This is a genomic window from Nocardia brasiliensis IFM 10847, assembly GCF_000710915.1.
Lineage (GTDB): Bacteria > Actinomycetota > Actinomycetes > Mycobacteriales > Mycobacteriaceae > Nocardia > Nocardia brasiliensis_A.
On record NZ_BAUA01000147.1, the window covers coordinates 13,221 to 32,574 of the forward strand.

16 protein-coding genes and 1 pseudogene are annotated in these 19,354 nt (G+C 67.9%); 8 read left to right on the forward strand and 9 right to left on the reverse strand.

The features are described from left to right. The first annotated feature begins 20 nt into the window (after window positions 1-20). Window positions 21-845 (forward strand): aminoglycoside adenylyltransferase domain-containing protein, encoded by an 825-nt coding sequence (locus NBRGI_RS28060; RefSeq protein ID WP_029900209.1) that lies wholly within the window; start codon window positions 21-23, stop codon window positions 843-845. Window positions 846-1,332: 487 nt separating this feature from the next. Here the strand turns inward: NBRGI_RS28060 and NBRGI_RS28065 are convergent, their stop codons facing one another. After that, window positions 1,333-2,379, reverse strand: coding sequence for a hypothetical protein (locus tag NBRGI_RS28065; RefSeq protein ID WP_148310972.1), 1,047 nt, complete (start codon window positions 2,377-2,379; stop codon window positions 1,333-1,335). A gap of 780 nt (window positions 2,380-3,159) precedes the next feature. Between NBRGI_RS28065 and NBRGI_RS28070 the strand changes: the two genes are divergently transcribed. Further along, window positions 3,160-4,368, forward strand: coding sequence for a site-specific integrase (locus tag NBRGI_RS28070; protein ID WP_029900211.1), 1,209 nt, complete (start codon window positions 3,160-3,162; stop codon window positions 4,366-4,368). A gap of 410 nt (window positions 4,369-4,778) precedes the next feature. Here the strand turns inward: NBRGI_RS28070 and NBRGI_RS28075 are convergent, their stop codons facing one another. Further along, the gene (locus NBRGI_RS28075) at window positions 4,779-5,198 is read right to left on the reverse strand and encodes a VOC family protein (protein ID WP_029900212.1); all 420 of its coding nucleotides are present in this window, start codon (window positions 5,196-5,198) and stop codon (window positions 4,779-4,781) included. 188 nt (window positions 5,199-5,386) lie between these two features. On the opposite strand from NBRGI_RS28075, the gene ligD reads away from it, so the two are divergent. Next, the gene (gene ligD, locus NBRGI_RS28080; RefSeq protein ID WP_029900213.1) at window positions 5,387-6,331 is read left to right on the forward strand and encodes a non-homologous end-joining DNA ligase; all 945 of its coding nucleotides are present in this window, start codon (window positions 5,387-5,389) and stop codon (window positions 6,329-6,331) included. Between the two features lie 394 nt (window positions 6,332-6,725). Continuing rightward, window positions 6,726-7,043 (forward strand): hypothetical protein, encoded by a 318-nt coding sequence (locus tag NBRGI_RS28085; protein ID WP_029900214.1) that lies wholly within the window; start codon window positions 6,726-6,728, stop codon window positions 7,041-7,043. Between the two features lie 81 nt (window positions 7,044-7,124). Here the strand turns inward: NBRGI_RS28085 and NBRGI_RS28090 are convergent, their stop codons facing one another. The 3 genes and pseudogenes from NBRGI_RS28090 to NBRGI_RS49265 form a co-directional block, all read right to left on the reverse strand. Beyond that, the gene (locus NBRGI_RS28090; protein ID WP_029900215.1) at window positions 7,125-7,472 is read right to left on the reverse strand and encodes a hypothetical protein; all 348 of its coding nucleotides are present in this window, start codon (window positions 7,470-7,472) and stop codon (window positions 7,125-7,127) included. Window positions 7,473-7,841: 369 nt separating this feature from the next. Then, window positions 7,842-8,324 carry an SRPBCC family protein gene (locus NBRGI_RS49260; protein ID WP_029900216.1) on the reverse strand — a complete coding sequence of 161 codons (483 nt, stop codon included), beginning with the start codon at window positions 8,322-8,324 and terminating at the stop codon, window positions 7,842-7,844. Window positions 8,325-8,327: 3 nt separating this feature from the next. Next, window positions 8,328-8,666: pseudogene (locus tag NBRGI_RS49265) on the reverse strand (ArsR/SmtB family transcription factor); the annotation flags it as partial. 383 nt (window positions 8,667-9,049) lie between these two features. Here NBRGI_RS49265 and NBRGI_RS28100 point away from each other — a divergent pair. Continuing rightward, entirely contained in the window at window positions 9,050-9,799 is a 750-nt protein-coding gene (locus tag NBRGI_RS28100; RefSeq protein ID WP_029900217.1) for an alpha/beta fold hydrolase, read from the forward strand. 1,703 nt (window positions 9,800-11,502) lie between these two features. Here the strand turns inward: NBRGI_RS28100 and NBRGI_RS48250 are convergent. Then, window positions 11,503-11,649 carry a hypothetical protein gene (locus tag NBRGI_RS48250; RefSeq protein WP_158439933.1) on the reverse strand — a complete coding sequence of 49 codons (147 nt, stop codon included), beginning with the start codon at window positions 11,647-11,649 and terminating at the stop codon, window positions 11,503-11,505. Between the two features lie 321 nt (window positions 11,650-11,970). On the opposite strand from NBRGI_RS48250, the gene NBRGI_RS28110 reads away from it, so the two are divergent. Together NBRGI_RS28110 and helR are read left to right on the forward strand one after the other, a co-directional pair. Then, window positions 11,971-13,206, forward strand: coding sequence for a glycosyltransferase (locus NBRGI_RS28110; protein WP_029900218.1), 1,236 nt, complete (start codon window positions 11,971-11,973; stop codon window positions 13,204-13,206). Between the two features lie 29 nt (window positions 13,207-13,235). After that, window positions 13,236-15,431: an RNA polymerase recycling motor ATPase HelR gene (gene helR / locus NBRGI_RS28115; protein ID WP_029900219.1), complete on the forward strand. Its 2,196-nt coding sequence runs from the start codon at window positions 13,236-13,238 to the stop codon at window positions 15,429-15,431. Here the strand turns inward: helR and NBRGI_RS28120 are convergent. Next, the gene (locus tag NBRGI_RS28120; protein ID WP_029900220.1) at window positions 15,428-16,321 is read right to left on the reverse strand and encodes an alpha/beta fold hydrolase; all 894 of its coding nucleotides are present in this window, start codon (window positions 16,319-16,321) and stop codon (window positions 15,428-15,430) included. The two genes, helR and NBRGI_RS28120, sit on opposite strands and share 4 nt — an antisense overlap. Window positions 16,322-16,660: 339 nt before the next feature. After that, window positions 16,661-17,239, reverse strand: coding sequence for a winged helix-turn-helix transcriptional regulator (locus NBRGI_RS28125; RefSeq protein WP_036561239.1), 579 nt, complete (start codon window positions 17,237-17,239; stop codon window positions 16,661-16,663). Window positions 17,240-17,332: 93 nt separating this feature from the next. Here NBRGI_RS28125 and NBRGI_RS28130 point away from each other — a divergent pair, with 93 nt between their 5' ends. Next, complete coding sequence (locus tag NBRGI_RS28130) at window positions 17,333-18,547, forward strand: pyridoxal phosphate-dependent aminotransferase (protein WP_029900222.1); 1,215 nt, start codon at window positions 17,333-17,335, stop codon at window positions 18,545-18,547. A 12-nt stretch (window positions 18,548-18,559) separates the two neighbouring features. On the opposite strand, the gene NBRGI_RS28135 is transcribed toward NBRGI_RS28130, so the two are convergent. Further along, window positions 18,560-19,354: SDR family NAD(P)-dependent oxidoreductase (locus tag NBRGI_RS28135; protein ID WP_370627855.1), on the reverse strand; the 795-nt coding region annotated here is incomplete at its 5' end.

Consider the following 19,354-nt stretch of genomic DNA (forward strand, 5'->3'; position numbering starts at 1 on the left):
GTTTCCGGCAGACTCGACCCATGTCGGTTCCCCCGCTCGTCGCACAAACCATCGACTCGTACCTGGCATTGGCGGACGCCGAAGCGCCGGAGTTGATCGAAGGCCTCTACTTGGAAGGCTCTGTCGCGCTGGACGATTACCGTCCCAGCGCGAGCGATATCGATTTCGTCGCCGTCACCGCCGCGCCGCCCGATCGCGCCGCGACGGCCGCGCTCGCCCGGATCCACGCCCGGCTCCGGCAACAGCAACCTCGTCCGTTCTTCGACGGCAGCTATCTCACCTGGGCAGACCTCGCCGCAGGCCCGGCCGCGGCGGCCGGACGACCGACCATCCTCGAGGGGAAGTTCGAGCCACACGGCACCCACCAGACCCCGGTCACCTGGCACACGCTCGCCGGGCACGGCGTCACCCTGCGCGGACCGGACATCACCGAACTCGACATCTGGACCGACGCCGCCGCACTGGCCGCCTGGCAGAACACCAACCTCGACGACTACTGGGCACACCGATTGGCCGCGGGTGCCCGTCTGGCGAGCAAGCACGCTCTGGGCCTGCTGACCGAATACGGCACTGTCTGGACCGTCACCGGTATCGCACGCCTGCACTACACGATCGTCACCGGTGACATCACCTCCAAGGACGGCGCGGGACGGCACGCCCGCCAGTACTTCCCCGACCGCTGGCACCGCGTCATCGACGAAGCACTGCGCTTGCGCCGCAACAACTCTCGCACGTCGCTCTACCGGAGTCCGTTCGCCCGCCGCTGCGACATCCTCGATTTCGGTCACACGATGATCACGGACGCGCACGACGTATATGGCCGGCGGTGGGGCCTGGGCGGATGACCATGGAACCAGTCCGCTCCACCTCGTAAACGTAGCACCGCCCTTGTGCCGCAACGCTTCTCACACGTCACCCTACCGGAGTCGGTTCGCCGGCCACCGCAACGTCCTCAGCTCCGGGCGCACGACGCACACGCTGCGTATGGGCGGCGGGAGACCTGGACGGTTGATCACGAGGAAATGGCGGCGGCGGACTCTCGGGCGATGCCGCCACCATTTCCTCGTGATCAATTGACCAGCAGCGCTCTGGCCTTCGTGGCGCAGCGCACCTGGTTGTCGCGACGCGAGTAGACATGGATCGGCGCCGACTTGGATGAGGTGATCTGGATGAACTTCTCGGCGAGCGCGTGGTCGGGAGTCCTTGGGGCGGCAACGTTTGTCGAGGTAGCGCAGCCAGGGCGCACCCGCCACGGAGGTTTCGGGTCGCAGGTCGGGCCAATGCGGCCGGTGAATTCCGCGGGCGGCTGCTCGTGCCGTGATCGAGCAGATCTCAGGGGGCGATCGGCGCTTCCTCCGGATCCGGGCGGGCGGGTTGCGTACCGAATTGTGTTGCCAGCCGGGCCTGTTCGTGCTCCAGGGCATGCCAATTGTGCAGGTAGCCGGGGTGGTCGGCTACCTCGATCAGGACCGCGCTACCGAACGCCGGGTGGGTTTGCGCGGCACGGACCGTGGTGCGGCCGCCGCGCAGGTTGGCATGTCCGCGCAGGACGAACAGGTGGGAGTCGACGTAAAGCTCCGTGCCGGAAGCCGGCGCGGGCGCCGGAACCCAGCCCTCCGACAACTGGCGGGCGGCCCGGCCGCCGTCGTCGCGCACGCGGAAGCGGACCTCCAGACCACGCCCACCCTCGGGGACCGACCAGCAGACGTTCAGCCCTGCGCCGGACGGGTCCTCGTGCAGCTCCGCCACCCCGACGGCGATCAGCACATGACCTTGCCCGGTCAGTTCCGCGCACGCCTGCGCGACATCCTCGACGTAGGTGTCGCCGGGAAAGGTGAATTCGTAGTGGTGCATGTCGTTGATGGTGGACAGCACCGCCTCGACCGGAACACCCTTGGCGACTTCCCGCTCGACCAGCCGCTGCATATCGCTTACGCCGATGAGGGAATCGGGTGCGTCAGCAGGCTCCGCGAAGAGCCGGTCGGTGTCACCGCGCGCGATCATCACCGACTTGGCCAGGAAGCGGGCCGCGCGGGAGCTGACCTGATACACCGCCTGCGCCGGGTCGGGATCGTCGCCGCGGCCGAAGGTTTCAGCGATCACCTGGCACAGTTCGTCTTCGATCGGCACGCAGCGTGCGGCGATCTCATGGGTCTGGTCCTGCAATGCGCGCGCGTCACCGCTGTCGGGCACCTGTGTCTCGGCGAGAAACAGTTCCAGCACACGGTCGAGGATCATCAGCCCCTCGGCGCCCTGGATCGGGATGTCCAGCACATACGCCAGCCGATACGCCCGAGCCGCCGCCTCCTGCTCACCCAACACCGTCGCACTCGAATAGCCCAGCACCGCCGCGACCACACCCGCGTTGTCCATACCCACCTCTGCTCCTCGCGATCCCGATCGCCGCGAACTCCGACACCGTATCCGGCCGATCCACGGGCCGCGGTCTCGCCGGCAAAAGCCCTTGTCCGCAAGGCGATCGCACAGTGCCGGGGCAGCCCGGCGGGGATGCGGTACCGCGTGGGGAGCGTGCCCTCGATCGTGATCGGAAGGTGGGGGGCGACGCAAGGAGCGCGCTTGACGTCGCGACCGTACAACGTGGGCACGCAGGAAGCATGCACGACAACCCTTCTCGCGACCGCACGGCGGCTTGGTGGGTGTAGTCGTGCGGGAAACCTGCACGACCGTTCTTCGCGGTGACTCGGCGGTGGCGGCGCGGATGACGCATGGGGTGTGCACGACCGTATCTTTGCGGTGGCCCGGCGGCGCGGGCGACACATGGGGTGTGCACGACGGTCAATTTCACCTGATACAGCCAGTTCCTCCGCCACCTGAGTGCGCGCCTTCGAAGCTGCGGATTTCACTGACCGACGCGCCGGCGGCCTGCGCTACTGCGCATTCGACCGCCACTCGGGTGCTGCGTTCGCCCGCTGCGGGCGGCACCCCGACATGGTGGGCCGTGCGTCAACCAACTAGGACGTGCGCGACGGCCGGAGTTGCCGTGAGTTCGACCGCCACCCGCTGGCGTGCCTTCGGAGTCGCCGATTCGCCCGGGGTATCGCGGGCGGCGGCACAGCCCGACGCGCGGGGCTTGGGCTCCCGCGAATTCGACTGGGGCGGCGGCAGAATGGGGGCGGTCGACGAACAGGGAGTTGATCGATGGAAGAGCGGTCTGCCGTGGTCGCCGTGCCGGAGTCGGTGCGCAACGAATTGCGTCGTGGCGTGCGCAGTGTCCTGGTGGACGCGGCGGCGTTGCGGTTGGTGCGGGAACGGTTCGATGATGTGCAGGCGGGGTCGCTGCGCCGATACCTCGAGGCCTCGCAGTCGGCGAATACGTTGCGCGCCTATCGAACCGACTGGATCGCATGGTCGGCGTGGTGCCTGGCCGAGAGCAGGCAGGCGATGCCCGCTGATCCGCTGGATGTCGCCGTGTATCTCGCGGCCGCGGCCGACGCCCGCCGCGACACGGGCGGATGGGCGTTCAGCGCCGCCACCCTCGAACGGAAGTCGGCCGCCATCGCCGCCGTGCACGCGGCCAACGGACTGCCCTCGCCGACCCGTTCCGATGTCGTCCGCCTGACCCTGCGCGGTATCCGCCGCACCCGGCGCACTCAGCCCACCCGCAAACGTCCGGTCCTGCTACACACCCTCGATCAGTTGCTGGCCGGCTTGCCCGAACCCGGCTGGCCGAACGAACCCGCACGTCGCCGTGACGCGCTCATGCTGTTGGTGGGGTTCGCGGGAGCGTTGCGGCGTAGTGAATTGGCGGGCCTGCGAATCGCCGATGTGGAGGTGCGCGTCGATCACGCCACGGGCGAGCCGGTGCTGCTGGTGCGGTTGCCGTCGACGAAGACCGACCCCACCGGCGTCGCCGAACAGCGCGTCGCGCTGCCGCGGGGGCAACGCCCGCATACCTGCCCGGTGTGTGCGTTCGCCGACTGGGTGCGCCTGCTCGAAATACTTGCCGCCGAGGGCACATCGGGCGTGCGGGCGTGGCTCGCCGACGGCGGCGACACCGATCCGGCCATCCACCGCTGTCACGGTTTCACCGGCACCGCGCTCGCCGCCGACCCGGATCTTCCGTTGTGCCCCACCATCAATCGGCACGGCACGGTCGGCACCGAGCCGATGTCCGGCCGGGCCGTCGCCGAACTCGTCAAACGGTACGCGGCCCGCGCGGGATTGGACCCCGACCTCTTCTCCGGACACTCCTTGCGCGCGGGTTTCGCCACCCAGGCAGCCCTCGGCGGCGCCAGCGACCGCGAGATCATGCGCCAGGGCCGCTGGTCCAACCCGCGTACCGTGCACGGCTACATCCGCACCGCGAACCCGTTGGAGGACAACGCCGTAACCAAACTCGGGCTCTGAACGCCAGCTGTCCCGAGCGCGCCGAACGCGATGCTCATCGCCGACGCGTGCCAGCGCGTTGCTCATCGCCCCGCACACATTCTCAACGGTTCGAACCACCCTCGCCGCGCCGCCCGGCCGGCCACCGGCCCACGTCGACTGGTTCGGTTGAGGCTCAGCTGCCGTGGCACAGAAGAATTCGTCGACGCTCGGCTGATCGGCCGGTGTGCGGCGGATGGGCACGGGTAGCGCTGATCCGCCGCGCCCGGCCACGGCTACAGGGTTCGCCAAACCATGACGGCGAGCGGGAGGCCCCATGTCGATACAGTGTTCACGGGTCTCACCTCCTCGGCTTGTGTCACGGTCTGCGCGAGGCTAACAGTTCGAACCTGCTCGCGCCCAACCCTTTTGCGATCATCTCGCCGCAGCCCTCAGGCGACGCAGAATTCGTTGCCTTCGGGGTCGCTCATGGTCACCCACTGAGAGGGCCCTTCCTTGCCTTCGTACAGGACCTTTGCGCCCATTCCGGCCAGCCGCTCGACTTCGGCGGCGCGTTGCGCGGAATCGACGCGAATATCGAGGTGCATCCGGTTCTTCACCGTTTTGGCCTCGGGCACCAACTGGAAGAGCACGCGCGGGCGCTCGGCGTGGCGGATGGCGGCGCCGCTCTTCCATTTCAGTTTGCCGTGATGGGTAGTGGTGTCCTCGTCGGTGGCGTGCCCCTGGGCGATCATGCTGCGGATGAAGTCCTCGTCCTGCGGCTCGACCTCCCACCGCAACGCCTCGGCCCACCAGTCCGCGAGGGTATGTGGGTCGGTACTGTCGACGACGACCTGAAATTCGTATCCCATGCCCAGGACCCTAGCCACGAGGTACGACAAGCAGCCGGGCATTCGAACCACCATCGATAACTGACAGATCACTGATCTGTTCCGCAATCGCTGTCGCTCTGCGGGAGATTTGCAATCGATGCACGTCAGATCGGTTTCGAACCCGATGCTGCGGATATGCTGATCTTGTGCAGTCAGCGCCGGCGCCGATGCTGGCCGTCTCCGGACGGCCACCGGTGGATATCGGCCGCTGGGCGATCGAGATGAAATGGGACGGGATCCGCGCGATCACCCTCGTGCGGGATGGGCAATGCCGCTTCTTCAGCCGCAACAATCGCGATATCAGCGCATCCTTCCCGGAGCTGACCGCCGCGTTCACCGAATTGCTCGGCGACCGCCAACTCGTCCTCGACGGCGAGATCGTCGCGCCGGAGCCGAGTACCGGGGCACCCTCGTTCCGTCGGTTACAGCGACGCATGCACGTGCTGAACCCGGGAGCCGAATTGCTGCGCGAGGTTCCCGTGCAGTACTTGATATTCGACCTGCTCGACGACGGGACCGCGATCACTTCGCTGCCGTATACCGAGCGGCGCGCTCGCCTCGACGAATTGGCACTCGACGCGACATTGATCCGCACACCGCCCTATTACACCGATGTCGACGCCGACACCATGCTCGGCATCGCGCGCGAACACGGCCTCGAGGGGATCGTCGCCAAACGCCTCGACTCCACCTATCAGCCCGGCCGCCGGGCGCCGGTGTGGATCAAGACCCCGCTGCGACGCACCACGGAGATCGTCGTGGCGGGCTGGCTGCCTGGCAGCGGACGCTTCACCGGGATCTTCGGTTCGATCGTGATGGGCGCCTACGACGACGCGGACCGCCTCGTCCATGTCGGCAACGTCGGCACGGGCTGGACCATGCGCGACCGCCGTGCCCTGCAAGCCCGGCTGAACGAAATCACGCGCCCGGACACACCTTTCGACGTCTCGCCGCCGCGACAGGTGGCGAACGCGGCGCACTGGGTCGAACCCGAACTGGTCGCCGACATCGAGTTCCGGGAAGTCAGCTCCGATGGTCTGCGCCACCCCAGCTGGCGTGGGCTACGTCCCGATCGCGACCCCCGCGACGCAAAAGTTCCCGCCCCGGACTGACTGGTACCGGCGGGGTCGAAGCTCGCCGTAGGTGGCCTGGTTGAAGACGTGCGGCGACCGGCCGACGGTCGGCGGCCACTGCGCTGCCGCCGTGCAGCACCATCCGGCCTGCGCGGCCGGGTGCGGATCGGCCGATGCCGTCGTCACGCTGTACAGCACGCTCGGGCACCTACTCGGCGGCGTTCTCAGTGGTGACAGCCCGGCAGTCGATGCGCTTCCGTTGCCCCTCGGCAGCGCACGGGCGAAGACGACGCCCCGGCAGGTTGCGTTACCGCGAGGGTGTGCGGTCGTGGGTGCCGCCGGTTTTGGTGGCTTTCGTCCGTTCTGCATAAGGTGTGCGCTCAGGGGTCGCGACCAGCGTGGTCGCGGATCTTCCTGCTGACACCGTGAGGGAATGTTGTACAAGATCTTTTCTGCCGCTCTGCTGACCGCCGCGGCCGTGGGCTCGCTGGTTCTCGTGCCTGCCGCTACGGCACATGCCAAGTCGCCGGCCTGCGACACCGCCATCGCCTGGATCAACGCGGCCATCGACATGTCCCCTGACGGCAACCTCGACGCGGCCACCCTGCAGTCGCTGTCCTCGCGGCTGTCGGGACTGCCGGCCGTGGGCGCGGAGAAGGCGGCGATCGACGCGTACGCGGCCGCCCTGCTCGACGACAGCGCCGACATGGACGCTGCCACCGACGCGTTCAACGCCGTCTGCGCGAGCTGATCGGTCGCCGCGGAGCGGGGCACGTCCAGTTCCCGCTCTGCGGCCGTCGAGCGTTTCGTGATTGGCTGCCGCACCGGCAGCTCAGTAGCGGAACTCGCCGGTGTAGTCATCGGGCCGGACGACGCACGGCCCGTCCTCGGCGTCCATGTCGCGGCGCGCGATCACCGCTTGCTCCAACAGATTGCGTTCTCCGAGAAGCTTTTCGGCCTCTTCGACGACCATGGCCCACCGACTCGGCCGGACGAGGCCGAACACATTCATCGTCTCGTACCCGATATCGTTGCCGTCGATCACGCCGATATCCGCATATGTAAAGGCTGTTTCGAGCGCGACTTCCAACTCCTGCAAGACGTCGACGTCGTCCACGGCTCCTGTCCTGGGGAGCTGCACGATCAGCTGCCAGCTCGGTGCTTCTTCGAACTCGTCCACGCCCCGAATTGTGCACGTCCGGTTCGCTGCCGCCAAGAGCCACCGCGCCCCGACTGGCCGCCCCGACGAGTGCGCAGGACTCGCTGAGCCGCAACAGTTCTCCGCCGCACAGGATTCGCCGAACCCTGCGACGACTTGATGTGAAGTAACTGAACTTGGCCACCGGCTCCTGAGGCGCATTCAGGCAGACCGTCGAGGACGCTACGCGGCCGCGGCGGCGTGGGCTTTGTTACCAGGTGGCGAGGCCGGGCGAGGTTCAGCTGGGCGGCGACCGGATTCAGCGGGCCGCCGACACCGATGGGTCGGTTCCTCAGCGATCCGAGTAATCAGAAGCGAAACGCTTTCCGTCGCAACCATTTTGCTGCATTGTCAAGCCTCGCGACCGACAACGTCGACGTAGCGCTGCAGGTACAGCGGCCAACCCGCGTCGTTGCCGACGCCCGCACGTACAGCGTCACCGGTGTCGCCATGCCGCTCGAGATGCCGATGTTCGAGATCGACGCGGGTGCGGTCGGGGGTTTCGGCGGTGAAGCGGACCTCCACCTCGGAAGTCTTGTCCGGGTCGGTCTCGATCTCCCAGCGGCCGTTGATATCCCAGCTGAACACCACCCGATTCGGCGGTTCGTACGCGAGCACCCGCGCCCACCGGCATTCGCTGCCGTCTTCGCCACGGTCATAGATGTGCCCGCCGACCCGCGGCTCGAAGACGGTCTCGGCGATCGGCACCGCCAGCAGGTTGTGTTCGCGCGGTTTGATCACATCGAATCGGGTGGTGAACAGCGTGAACGCGCGCTCGAGCGGCGCGTCGACCACAATCTGCAATCGCACGGGTTCGGTTCGGGTGTGGGTCATGACTTCTCCTGAATCTTGTTCGACCAGCTCCTGATACGTGGCGAGGGCGCGTCCCCAGAACCGGTCGAGCTGGGCGCGCAGCGCACCCATCCCGTCCGGATTCAACTGGTAGATCCGGCGTGTCCCGACCGCTCGGTCCAGCACCAGCCCCGCCTCTTTGAGCACCTTCAGGTGTTGCGACACCGCCGGCCTGCTGATCGGCAACGCTTGCGCGAGTTCGCCGACCGCCTGCGGTTTCTCCGCCAGGCGCTCCAGAATCGTGCGCCGCATGCGATCGGCGAGCGCACCCCACTCATCTCCTGCTCGGTAAGTATCTACGAACCGTAAGTCTCCACTTACCAAAGTTATCTGTCAATGCCGCACTCCGCCAAGATCAATCCTCCTGCCCTGCAGTCGAATGGTCGGAGGATATGTGTGGCGGACTGACGGTGGCCGTCGGCTGGCCGAAGGATCGGTGTTTCTGGGGCCGATGGTGGCCGTCGGCTTGCCGGAGGGAGCGATGTTTCGTGGACTTGGCGGTGGACGTCCGCTCGTGGGAGAGGATCGATGCTGCGTCGACTTGGCGGTGGCCGTCGGCTGGCCGAAGGATCGGTGTTTCTGGGCTCGGTGGTGGCCGTCGGCTCGCTGGAGGGATCGATGGTGCGTCGACTTGGTGGCGGCCGTCGGCTGGCCGAAGGATCGGTGTTGCGTGGACTTGGCCGGGTTGGTGCACACATACTGCTCGAGTGAGTGAGCTTGTGGTGCGGGCGAGCGGGACTGGGCCGGTTGTGGCGTTGGTGCATGGCGGGGCCGGACCGAAATCGACTTGGGCGGGGCTGGATTCGCTTACCGAGCGTTGGACGATGCTGCACGTGTACCGCCGCGGATACGATCCGAGTCCCCCGCCCCGCGACGGGCGGCAAGACTTCCTGGTGGACGCGGTCGACCTCGGCGAGATCTTCCGCACCCATCGCCCCCACGTGGTCGCCCACTCCTACGGAACGCTGGGATCGATTCTGGCCGCGGCAACAGATCCGCACACCGTCCGTTCCCTCACCCTGATCGAACCGCCCCTGTATGTCGTCGCTCCCGACGATCCCGAAGTGCTCCACTTGAAACGCCTCGGCGACGCGGTCCTCACCCACGGTCTCGACGCCGACCCCGAGGTGCTACGCGAATTCCTGGTGCTCTCCGGCGCACCCGGCGTCGACGTAGGCCAACTCCCCCAAGCGGCCGTCACCTCCGTCCGCCGCGCACTGGGCGGCCGTCTGCCCGGCGAAGCCCACCCCGATTGGGAAGCCTTGCGCGCGGCTCAGATCCCAGCTCTGGTCGCTTCCGGCGGCCACACCCCCGCCCTCGAACGAATCTGCGACGCCCTCGCCGACCTACTCGACGCCCAGCGCATCATCGCCCCCGGCGCAGGCCATTTCGTCGCCGCCGCCCCAGATTTCGCCCCCCAACTCACCCAATTCCTGGCCGCCCACGACACCAGGTGAACGGCGGGGAACCCATACGCTCACCGGCCGGACGCCGGAACACCAGGATTGTTGGCGTCCTAGGCGCGGCCCGCGGCCGCCGCGGCGCGATGCAGGCCCTCGGTCAGGTCGGACATACCGCGGATGTCGTCGTTGGGTTTGCCCGAACAGTGAGACGAGGGTGGCGGGAACCCGACACCCTCGGGCACGGACGACGCCCGCCCACGCTGGTCACCCGATCAGGAGGAATTGGTGGCGGCATCGCCCGAGAAGCCCCCGCCACCATTTCCTCCTGATCACCCGCCCAGTATCCCGAGCGAGTGTCGCGCGGCGTGTCGGAGACCTCGGACTACGTCGAGTACGCTCCCCGGTCATGTCGCCGCCCGCGCAGGACTGACCTTCGGCCTAGAGCGGACCGCTCGGCACAGTTGCGCGAGCCGTCTTGGGGCCTCCAGGCAAACCGCCGTCCCTGCACTTGGGAGCTATCCGGACGGGAGTGTCGGCAACTCGCGGCTACACGAGGCGGGCTCATCAACGCATCGCCGCCCTTGGGCAGGCCGCGCCTAGGCCCGGGGGCCCGCGCGAGGCCCGCCCCTCGGGCTGCCAGGCGAGACGACATCGCCGCAGTTGGTGCGCCGAATAGGCGAAACGACGTCGCCGCAGCGAATGGTGCGCTCACGCATCGCGGAGATGCGAATGGTGCGCCCACGCATCGGGTAGGTGCGGAGCGGGCTCGCCAGAGACATTGCCGCCCTGGCACCGGCCGAGTGCCTCGGCCCGGCGCACGTGCCCGCGCCCTCCGGCTGCGATGCGAGCCGATGCCGCTGCGGTTCGGAGCTTCGCGAATGGTGTGCCGACGGATAGCGGAGGTGCGCAGCGGGCTTGCCACAGACATCGCCGCCCATCTCAGGACGGGCGGCCTCGGCCGGCGCGCGTGCCCGCACCCTCCGGCAGCGAGGCGAGCCGATGCCGCTGCGGTTCGGAGTTCGAGAGCGGTGTGCCGACGGATAGCGGAGGTGCGCAGCGGGCTCGCCGAAGACATCGCCACCTGTCGCAGTACGGGCGGCCCGACACAGCTGCGGGTTGGAAGCATCCGATCCACACTGGTCGCGCTGGCGTGAATGGCCATTATCGAATCCCGAGCGATCAATCAGCCGAGTGCGCCGTACGACCTGGTGACAGGTAACTCAGTGCGAACGGGTTGACTGACCCCGAAAGCGACTGGCGCCCAACCCCCGTCCCCGCGCACTTCTCGTCATCCCGCGCGCATGTCGTTCAACTGACACGCGCGCGGGGTGACAGGAAGTGCGCGCCGGGCTACCACCGCCTTCGTAGCGGTCGCGCCGATCTCGTTCGTCAGAATCGTCGGCACCCTAGGACCGCAGCACAGCCTCGCGAGCCGCTGCGTTGCGGTCGCGCCGATCTCGTGCGTCAGAATCGTCGGCACCTTAGGACCACAGCACGGCCTCGCGAGCCGCTGCGTGCGCTGCGTTCAGGCAGGCGATGCACCGGTAAGTCGCAGACTTGCTGGTGTGCGGTCCCACGCGTCGGAATGGTCGACGGCAACCTGGCAGATCGTGTACCGGGTGCGCTGCGAAAGGTTCGCGGCCACTGCGTGCGGGCAGGGCAACGGCTAGCACCTACGCGAATTCGACCGAGAGTCTCGCCCTGCGGACAAGACGCCGAAGTTGCGGCTGCCGCCACATCCGGCCGCGTGTGCACCATCACCCGGCACCGGAACCAACACCCGCGCCGCCGCCGGTGACGTATCCGGCGGAATCGTGCCCGCTCGCGCCCCCAGCGGCCGAGCCCTGAGTGATCACGGTGGCCGAGCCCTGAGTGATCACGGTCGCCGAGCCCCGAGTGATCAAGGTGGAATGTTTCGTTGCGCGAAGGGCCACACAACGCGCACGAACCGTAAGGATTCTCCGCCGTCCTGAGCAACCCCGGCGGAGACCCCCAACACCCGCACCGCCCGATCCCCTTGTGCACCAACACTTCCGGCGCACGCAACACGGCAATCTTCAACAAGAGGGAGGAGGTGTTCTGAGTCCACCAAGAACCGGAAGCGAAAGAAATTCTTCTCTTTCCGCTATCTATTTTATATCGCACCCCCGGTCTTGCGGCAAGGCCCGGGGGATGCCGCACAATCGTCGGCCTGAGCTGTTGCCGATCGAATCGGGGGTAGGAATTTGCGGGTGTTGTTGTCGAGTTTCGGGTCGCGTGGCGATGTCGAGCCGATGCTCGGTTTGGCTGTGCAGTTGCGGGCGCAGGGCGCGCAGGTGCGGGTGTGCGCGCCGCCGGATTTCGCGGAGTTGCTGGCCGAGGTCGGGGTTTCGTTCGTGCCCGCAGGTCCGTCGGTGCGCCGGATCACGGCGGGTCCCGATCGGTGGCAGCCCTCCGATATCAAACAGCGGGCGACGGAATTGCTTGCCGCGCAATACCGCACGGTGTGCACTGCTGCCGCGGATTGTGACGTGGTGGTGGCGACCGGTTTGTTCCCGGCGACGGCGGCGGCGCGGGCAGTGTCGGAGAAGCTCGGCCTCGGCTACGTATTCGTGAGTTTCTTCGCGACCTTGTTGCCTTCGCCGCATCATCGGCCGCACCCGTGGCCGGGTCGTCCGCTGCCGCCGGAGTTGACCGACAACAACACGCTGTGGGAGTTGAACGCGCAGCACATGAACGAGTTGTTCGGCGAGGTGGTCAACGAGCACCGCGTGACGGTAGGCCTGCCCACGGTCGACAACGTGCGCGATCACGTGTACACCGACCGTCCCTGGCTGGCGGCCGATCCGGTCCTGGGACCGTGGCCACACAGCGCGGATCGGGCGGTGGTGCAGACCGGTGCGTGGCTCCGCCCGGACGCCCGTCGCCTGCCTTCGGACCTGCTGGCGTTCCTGACAGCGGGTCCACCGCCGGTGTATGTGGGTTTCGGCAGTATGCCGATGCTCGCGTCGGCCGATGTCGCCGCGGTGGCGATCGAGGCGGTGCGTGCACAAGGACGCCGTGTCGTGCTGTCGCGCGGTTGGGCCGACCTGTCGCTGGTCGATGACCGGGACGACTGTTTCGCGGTCGGTGAGGTCGATCAGCAGGCCCTCTTCGGTCGGGTGGCCGCGGTGGTGCATCACGGCGGCGCGGGCACGACGACGACCGCCGCCCGCGCGGGTGCACCGCAGGTGCTCGTGCCGCAACTGGTGGACCAGCCGTATTGGGCCGAGCGGGTAGTGGATCTCGGCATCGGCGCGGCGCTGCCCGGCCCGGTGCCCACCGTGGCGTCGCTGTCGGCCGCACTGCAGACAGCGCTGGCCCCCGAGACCCGAGACCGCGCCGCGGCGGTGGCGCACACGATCCGCGCGGACGGTGCCGCCGTCGCCGCGCACCGGCTCATCACCACCTACAGCCGGGACATGCCGACGGTATCGGCATGACGCACGCTATCCGAAAAAGTAAGGGGCACATGTCAACTCAGGGTTACGACGCGGAACTGGCAGCCGAGCGCGGCTATGTGGCCGAACTCTACGCGCGGCTCGACGCCGAGCGCGCCCGGGTCAAGGGTCAGTACAGTGCGGCGCTGCGGGGCCGGGAGGTTACCGCGATGGAGCGCGAGGATCAGGTGCGTGCGCTGGCGAAATCGGTGCAGCGCTACGACGTGGCGGACAATGGCTTGTGCTTCGGCCGGCTCGACACCTTGACGGGTGAACGTTCCTATATCGGCCGGATCGGGTTGTTCGACGACGCGAACGAATTCGAGCCGCTGCTGCTGGATTGGCGCGCGCCCGCCGCGCGCGCGTTCTATGTGGCCACGGCCGCGAACCCGGAGAACATGCGCCGGCGTCGCCAGTTCCACACGCGCGGAAGGCAAGTCGTCGATTTCACCGACGAGGTGCTGGGCCGTCCGGAGGGCGCCGAACGCGGTGACGCGGCACTACTGGCGGCGGTGAACGCGCCGCGCGGAGCGGGGATGCGTGACATCGTGGCGACGATCCAGGCCGAACAGGACGAGATCATCCGCCATGAGCATCAGGGCGTGCTGGTGATCGAGGGCGGTCCGGGCACAGGCAAGACCGTGGTGGCCCTGCATCGGGTCGCCTACCTGCTCTACACGCAGCGGGAACGGATGGAACGTCAAGGTGTGCTCGTGGTCGGGCCGAACCCGGCTTTCCTCGACCACATCGCGCACGTGCTGCCCTCGCTGGGCGAGACCAACGTGGTGTTCACGACGACCGGCGACCTCGTACCCGGACTGCGCGTCACGGCCGAGGACGGCCCGGAAGCCGCGCGGATCAAGGGATCACTGCAGATCCTGGACGTACTCGCCGCGGCGGTGGCCGATTGCCAGCGACTCCCCCGGGAGCCGGTGCCGATCGAGCTGGCCGACGCGATGGTCCGCATCGACGCCGAGACCGCGGAGTGGGCCAGGGAGGAGGCGCGCGCGAGCGGGTTGCCGCACAACGAGGCCCGTAAGGTGTTCCAGGAGATCGTCTCGTGGGTCCTCACCGAACGAGCGATCGCCCGTATCGGCAAGGGCTGGTTGACCCGCTCGGACAAGCAAGCCTGGGAACAGCTGCGCGAGGACCTGCTCGCCGAACTCGCGACGCACGACACGTTCACCGCGACCTTGGACGAACTCTGGCCGATCATGACACCGGAATCGCTACTGGCACGGCTGTATTCGTCGCACGACCGGCTCCGCGCGGCGGGTGCGGACGCGACGCTGTGGCGGGCCGACGGTGCGGCGTGGACGGTGTCGGATGTGCCGTTGCTCGACGAGTTGCTCGATCTGCTGGGCCCCGACAAGCCCGCCGACGACAGCGCCGAGCGGGAACGTCGACAGGAGGCCGAATACGCCGCCGGCGTCTTGGATGTCATGGTCAGCCGCGAGGACATGATGGACGACGAGGATCACCTCTTCGCCCAAGACCTGCTCTACGCCGAGGATCTCGCGGACCGGTTCCTCGAACGCGACACCCGCGATCTGGCCGAACGCGCCGCCGCGGACCGGGATTGGACCTACCGGCATGTCGTGGTCGACGAGGCTCAGGAGTTGTCCGAGATGGATTGGCGGGTGCTGATGCGGCGCTGTCCGGGCAAGTCCTTCACGGTGGTGGGCGATCTCGCGCAACGGCGTTCGGCGGCGGGGGCGAGCTCGTGGGCGAGCATGCTGGAACCGTATGTGCCCGGACGCTGGGTCTACCGTTCGCTGACCGTCAATTACCGCACCCCGGCCGAGATCATGGCGGTCGCGGCCGCGCTGCTCGCCGAGTTCGCACCCGAGGTGCAGGCCCCGGAGTCGGTGCGGGCGTGTGGTGTGCAACCGTGGTCCAGGCTCGTCAACGACGACGAATTACCTGCTGCCATCGACGCGTTCGCGCGCGAGGAGGCCGACCGGGAAGGGACCAGCGTGGTGATCGGGCCGCCGGGCGTACCGGGCGTGGTGCCCGCCTCGGAGACGAAAGGGCTCGAGTACGACGCGGTGCTGGTCGTGGCGCCGGAGCAGATCCTCGCCGACGGTCCGCGCGGTGCCGCCGAACTCTACGTCGCGCTCACCCGCGCGACGCAACGCTTGGGCGTACTGCATCAGGGTCCGCTACCGCAGGCTTTGTCCGGACTCGTCGAAACCGGCACGCCGGTAGGGAATCATCTGCCCGCCTAGCGGTTCCGTTCGACGCGGTGCACGAGGCCCGCGATGTGCTCGGCCAGGGTGGGCCACAGTTCACGAGACATGCTGTGGCCCATCCCCGGCACAACGACCAGTTCGGCGCCGGGGATGGCCTCGGCGGTGGCCCGGCCGCCGCTGAGATCGAAGGCGCGGTCCTCGGTGCCGTGGATCACCACGGTGGGCACGTGTACCGAGTTCAGTTGCGCGGTGCGGTCTCCGGAGGCGAGGACCGCGACGAACTGGCGCATCATCGCCTCGGCGGAGAACCCGCGGTCGAAGCCGCGTCCGGCGCGCTCGATCGCGGCGGCCTCGTCGAAGGCGAAAGCGGAGGCGCCCACCGCCCGATTGGCGGCCACCCGCCAGGCGATGTAGTCGGCCCGTTCGGTGGGCGGCGCACCGGCTCGGCCGAAGGCGGCGGGATCACTGCGGCCGACGTCGGGATTGCCGGTGGTCGACATCATCGAAGTCAACGACCTTGCCCTGCTCGGGAATTCGATCGCGATGGTCTGGGCGATCATCGCGCCCTGGGAGGCGCCGACGAGGTGGGCGCTGTCCAGGCCGAGTGCGTCGAGCAGGCCGACGGTGTCGGCGGCCATATCGGAGAGGGTGTAGGCCGCCGAGGACACGTCACCGGACATGGCGGCCGCGATATCGGGTGCGGGTCCGCTCGTGATGTAGGAGGATCGGCCGGTATCGCGGCTGTCGAACCGGATGACGTGCAACCCGCGCTCGACCAGTTCCGCGCACAACCCGTCCGGCCAGTCGATCAGCTGGCCCGCCGCACCCATCATCAACAGCACCGGCGGCTGTCGCGGATCACCGAGCCGCTCGAACGCTACGTCGATCTCCGACGGGCCCACCTTCGACGCCGATTCCTCTGCCATTGCGCATTCCGTTCCGCTCGTCCGGCACAGCCCGTCCCCACGCTGCGCGAGCGGCCAGGAACCGCTCAGACCAGCGATTATGCGGCATCGACGGGCCCTTGCCACAAGCCCACCCGCGCGGTGTATGTTCCAATGGGGAGGATTCAACGGCCTCGCAACGCCCACTCCTCGGCGGAGGATTCGCGTTCTGGCGGGCCAACGGCCGACGATTCACCCACCGCGGTCACCAGATCTGCTATCGCGACGACGGCTCGGGAGCCGACGGCACACTGCTCTGCATCCACGGTTCCCGACCGCGTCCCAGGCCCTGCATCGCCAGCGTCGCCCCCCCCCGGACGATCAGCGACTCTTCGCGACCTCGGCCAGCGGTACGGCTCCGGTGGCGACGGCCGTCGCGGTGTCCAGATCGAGATGCAGTTCGCGGCCGGTTTCGGCAGCCGGACCGTCGTGGTGCGCGACGCGTCCCGCGTCGTCGACGATGACGTGAAAGACCGTGTCGCCGATGAAAACAGTGACCGTCTCGTCCGGGAAGTGTTGCGCGACAGCGCGTCCCAAGGGTAGTGCGAACCAGTGGGCGCGGACCGCGTCGGTGGCGCGGCGCTCGCCGAGCAACGGAGTCCCCCACACCGAAAGTGCGTCCAGAACCGGGCGTAACGCGGTTCCGGTGGCGGTGAGTTCGTAGACCGCGGTGCTCGCGCGCGGGCCGACCCGCTGCCGGGTGAGGATGCCGTCGCGCTCGAGGTCTTTGAGCCGGGCCGCGAGGATATCGGTGCTGATGCCGGGCAGGTCGGCGAACAGGTCGCTGTATCGGCGTGGGCCCGAGGACAATTCGCGCACCAGCAGCAGGCTCCAGCGGTCGCCGACGACGTCGAGGGCGCGGCCGACGGCGCAGTAGTGGTCGTAGCTTCGGTGTGGCACGCCACCCACTGTAGCTTGCTACTTGGAAAATCCAAGTGCAGACTTGGATTTTCAAAGTACAGTGGGTCGGAGTCGCCACGAGAAGGGAAGTTCATGCAGGTCAAGCAGTCCAGCAAACTGTCAGGGGTGTCCTACGAGATCCGTGGACCGGTGGCCGAGCAGGCGGCGCGACTGGAGGCCGAGGGGCACCACGTGGTGAAACTCAACACCGGCAATCCGCTGCTGTTCGGGTTCGAGGCGCCCCCGGAGATCTTGCAGGACATCGTGCGCACGCTGCCCGCCTCCAGCGGCTACTCCAGCTCCAAAGGTCTGCTGCCCGCCCGGCGCGCGGTGGTGCAGTACTACCAGACCCTCGGGCTCACCGAGGTCGACGTCGAGGAGGTGTTCCTCGGCAACGGCGTCTCCGAACTGGTGATGATGGCGATGACCGCGCTGATCGAGAACGGTGACGAAGTCCTCGTTCCCGCACCGGATTTCCCGCTGTGGACGGCCGCGACGACGCTCAACGGCGGCCGCGCCGTGCACTACATCTGCGACGAGGCCGCCGACTGGTATCCCGACCTGGCCGATATCGAAGCCAAGATCACCGACCGCACCCGCGCCCTGGTGATCATCAACCCGAACAACCCGACCGGCGCGGTGTATCCGCCGGAAGTGCTGCGCGAGCTGCTCGAGATCGCGCGCAGGCATCAGCTGATCGTGTTCGCCGACGAGGTCTACGACAAGATCCGCTACGACGGCTCCACCCACACCGCGGCCGCCGCGCTCGCCCCCGACCTGCTGTGCCTGACCTTCTCCGGGCTCTCGAAGTCCTACCGCTGCGCGGGATTTCGTTCCGGCTGGCTCGTGGTCTCCGGGCCCACCCAGCACGCGGGCAGCTACCTGGAGGGGCTGACCATGCTGGCCGGGATGCGCCTGTGCGCGAATGTTCCTGCGCAGCAGGCGATTCAGGCCGCGCTCGGCGGACACCAGAGCATTTACGATCTCACCATGCCCACCGGGCGGTTACGGGAGCAGCGCGACCGGGCCTGGGAGGCGCTCAATGCCATCCCGGGCATCAGCTGTGTCAAACCCCAGGGTGCGATCTACGCGTTTCCGCGCATCGACTTGGAGATGTATCGGATCAAGGACGACGAGCAGTTCGTGCTGGATCTGTTGTTGCAGGAGAAGATTCACATCGTGCAGGGCACCGGCTTCAACTGGCCGCACCCCGACCACTTCCGCATTCTCACCCTCCCGCACGCCGACGACCTGGAGGCGATCATCGAACGCATCGGACGCTTCCTGGCCGGTTATCGGCAGTACTGAAAACCCGATCGCTCAGAGTTCCTTGCGCATGCCACCGTCGATGACGAGGTCGGCGCCGTTGATGTTGGGTGCCGATCCGCCGGCCAGAAACACCACCAGGGCCGCGATTTCGGCCGGTTCGGTGATGCGGCCGGTGGACATGCCGAGGGTCGCGGGCAGGACGTCGAGGAATTCCTCGCGGGACAGTCCGGCGCGGGCGGCGAGCGCGTCGCCGGTACTACCGGGCTCGGTCCACACCGACGTCCGCACCGGCCCCGGCGAGATCGTGTTGACCCGCACCCCGCGTGGGCCGAATTCCTCGGCGAGCGCTTTGCCGAGCGAGGCCAGCGCGGCTTTGGCGGCGGCGATGTCCACCAGGTGCGGTGCGGGGCGGCGTGCGTTGATCGAGCCGATGTTGATGATCTGACCGCCGCGCTCCAGCAGGCTGGGCAACGCGGCTCGGCTCGCCCGAACGGCGCTGAGCAGGGTCAGGTCCAGGGCGTGGCGCCAGTCGTCGTCGGTGACGGACAGGAATCCGCCCGGATGCAGGCCCGTGGTGCCCGCGACGTTGTTGACCAGCAGATCGATGCCGCCGAGTTCGGCCAGTGCGGCGTCGATGAGCCGGCCGGGACCGTCGGGGGCGCCCAGGTCGGCGGCGACGGCGAGCGAGGCGATCCCGGCGAGTTCTGCGCTGACCGATCGCGCGCAGGCCACCACCCGGTAGCCCTGGTCGCGCAGCGCGGTGGTCACGGCCAAACCGATGCCCTTGCTGGCGCCGGTGACGACGGCGTTCTTGTCCTCAGGCATTGCTGCCCCTTCCCGGGAGAT